The 2,678-nt window shown below is 70.3% G+C and carries 3 protein-coding genes; 1 reads left to right on the forward strand and 2 read right to left on the reverse strand.

What is annotated here, in order from left to right:
- On the reverse strand, window positions 1-261 hold a 261-nt coding region (locus WBA11_RS16660), incomplete at its 3' end, for an anti-sigma factor family protein (RefSeq protein WP_424521773.1).
- 2 nt (window positions 262-263) lie between these two features.
- Window positions 264-860 carry an RNA polymerase sigma factor gene (locus tag WBA11_RS16665; protein WP_424521774.1) on the reverse strand — a complete coding sequence of 199 codons (597 nt, stop codon included), beginning with the start codon at window positions 858-860 and terminating at the stop codon, window positions 264-266.
- A 414-nt stretch (window positions 861-1,274) separates the two neighbouring features.
- Between WBA11_RS16665 and WBA11_RS16670 the strand changes: the two genes are divergently transcribed.
- Window positions 1,275-2,678: peptidylprolyl isomerase (locus WBA11_RS16670; protein WP_424521775.1), on the forward strand; the 1,404-nt coding region annotated here is incomplete at its 3' end.

Consider the following 2,678-nt stretch of genomic DNA (forward strand, 5'->3'; position numbering starts at 1 on the left):
GCGGTCGGCAGCACGGTGCGTCTGACGACGCGAGCGGTCGAGCCGGGCGAAGAGCGCCGCGTCGACGGTCGCCGGCACAGCCAGGGCCTCCTGACGTGCGCCGAGCCGGAACGCCAGCAGGGCGTCGAACTGGGCGCGGCACTCGGCGCAGCCGGCGAGGTGCTGAAACAGCTCGGGCTGGCGGGCCGGCTCGAGCTCGCCGTCGACGTACTCGTTGAGAAGGACCTCGGCCTCGAGGTCGTCACAGAGGGAGAGCAGCATGGTTAGAGGGCGACCGTCGCGGTGGTGGGAACGGCCGAGGGTCCCGGCGCCTCGTCGGGCCGGAGCCAGGGGCGAAGCAGCTCGCCGATCTTGCGGCGGGCTTTGAACAAGCGGCTCTTGACGGACGAGACGGTCGTCTTGGTTACGGCCGCGATCTCGTCGTAGCTCAAGTTCTGGTACTCGCGCAGCACGACGACCTCGCGGTAGGACGGCGACAGCTCGGCCAGGGCGCGGCTGATCAGCTCGGCCTGCTCGCTCTTGAGCAGGTTGGCGAACGGCGTCGCGCCGGGACCCGGCGGCTCAGGCGCGTCGGGCGCGAACCCGACCTCGCGGCCGCGCTTGCGCAACACGTTGAGGCACTGGTTGCGAGCGATCGTGAACAGCCACGCCTTGAACGAGGTCGAGTTCAGCAGCCGGTCGCGGTTCTCGTAGGCCCGCGCGAACGTCTCCTGGAGCAGGTCCTCCGCCGCCGTCCGGTCCAACAGCATCTTGGCGCAGTAGGCGAAGACGGCCGACTTGTGGCGGTCGTAGAGCGCGACGAAGGCGAACTCGTCGCCGCGGCGGAAGGCCTCGATGAGGGCGGGGTCGTCAGGCGACATGGGGAGTCGGGCAGCGGCGTCTCAACGGGTCATCGAGGTCGGGGGTATGGGGAGAAGACACGGAGGGTGACGATTCGTTGCTCACGCCGTTCACTTTTTCTTCGACGAACCGACGGCCTCGAGGACGAAGAACCACCCCCTGTCCCCCTCCTCATGTTAGGAGGGGGACTCGACCTGGCGGCTGGGAGGCCTGCGTGGGAGGCCGGAACTATTCCGCGGCCTCGAGGCCGCGCCCGGCCATCCCCCATCCCCCATCCCCCATCCCCCATCCCCCATCCCCCATCCCCCATCCCCCATCCCTCCACCGCGACAGTGCATTTCGCCCGGCCTTGGCGGGCACCGGAGGGCGGCCCGAGTAGCTTTTCGCCACCTGCGGACGCAGGACTGGTTTCGATCTAGATCTCGCCACACTCTATGCTCGTTCTTCGCTCCGCCCTTCTCGTCGCCGCTGGCCTCACCGCTCTCGCGGGCTGCAGCGGGTCACGCCCGGCCGCTCCCGCGCTCGGCCCCGACGGCACGCCCGTCGTCGCGACCTGGACCGCCGATACGCTGACGTTGGCCCAGTTCGATGAGGCCTACTCCGCCGCCGACGGGGCGCTCGCGGATTCCACGACGGCTCCGCTCGAGCGCCGCCTGGACTTTCTCGACCGGTACGTCGACTTCAAGCTCAAGGTGCTGGCCGCCCGCGACGCCGGCTACGCACAAGACTCGTCGTACCAGGCCGAGGTCGAGGCTTACCGTGATCAACTCGCGGGACCGTACTTCCTGGACCGGCGCGTGATCGACGGGATCGTGGAGGACCTGTACGAGAAGCAGGCCGAGGAGCTCGACGTGTCCCACATCCTGCTCCTGCTGAGCCCAGCCGCGTCTCCCGTCGACTCCGCTGCCGCGTTCGAGCGGATCACGGCCGTCCGCGACTCCATTCTCGCTGGCCAAATCTCGTTCGAGGACGCGGCCGTCCGCACCTCCGAGGATCCCTCGGCCGCTCAGAACCAGGGCGACCTGGGCACGCTGAGCGGTGGCCGCACGGTCTTGCCCTTCGAGGATGCCGCGTACAACACGCCCGTCGGCCAGATCTCGGAGCCCGTCCGCACGCGGTTCGGCGTCCACATCCTGCGCGTCGACGCCCGGCGGCCCTCGAGGCCCGAGATCGGCGCCCGCCACATCCTGATCCGCACGACGCCCGAGGTCTCCGTCGATTCGGCGACAGCCATCGTCCAAGACCTGCGCGCCCGTGCGCTCGCCGGCGAGGACTTCGGCGACCTGGCCCGCGAGTTCTCCGAAGACACGGGCTCCGGCGCGAATGGCGGCGACCTGGGCACGTTCGGCCGTGGCCGAATGGTGGCACCGTTCGAGCAAGCCGCGTTCGCCCTCGAGGACGTCGGCGACCTCTCCGAGCCCGTCGTGACGCGGTTCGGCGTCCACGTCATCGAGCTCACCTCCGTCCCGGAGCGGCCCGCCCTCGAGGACGCCTACACCGAGTTGCGCCGGCTCGCCGAGCGCTTGCCCCGGACGGCCCTCCGCCGCCGCGCGCTCGGGCGTGAGTACATCGAGGACGTCGGCGGCGACTACGACGAGGCGTTGGTCCGAGAGGCCGTGTTCCAGTACGGCGAGGACGCCGCGCGCGACAGCGTCTTGGTCGTCGGGTTCGGCGACTACAGCGACCGCGAGTTCGCGACCGTCGGCGACTCCACGTTCGTCCTCGAGGACGTCCTCCCGACGCTGCGCCGGACGCGCTTCGGGCCGCACCCGGCCGGCGACATGGTCGAGGGTGCGCGGGCGTTCGTCGAGGAGGCCGCCGTCGAGCAGGCGCTGGCC

The organism is Rubrivirga sp. (assembly GCF_049648075.1).
Taxonomy (GTDB): domain Bacteria; phylum Bacteroidota; class Rhodothermia; order Rhodothermales; family Rubricoccaceae; genus Rubrivirga.

Bases quoted from the DNA above. Each gene is read 5' to 3' on its own strand.
- WBA11_RS16665 (WP_424521774.1), bottom strand. From the start codon at position 860: ATGTCGCCTGACGACCCCGCCCTCATCGAGGCCTTCCGCCGCGGCGAC.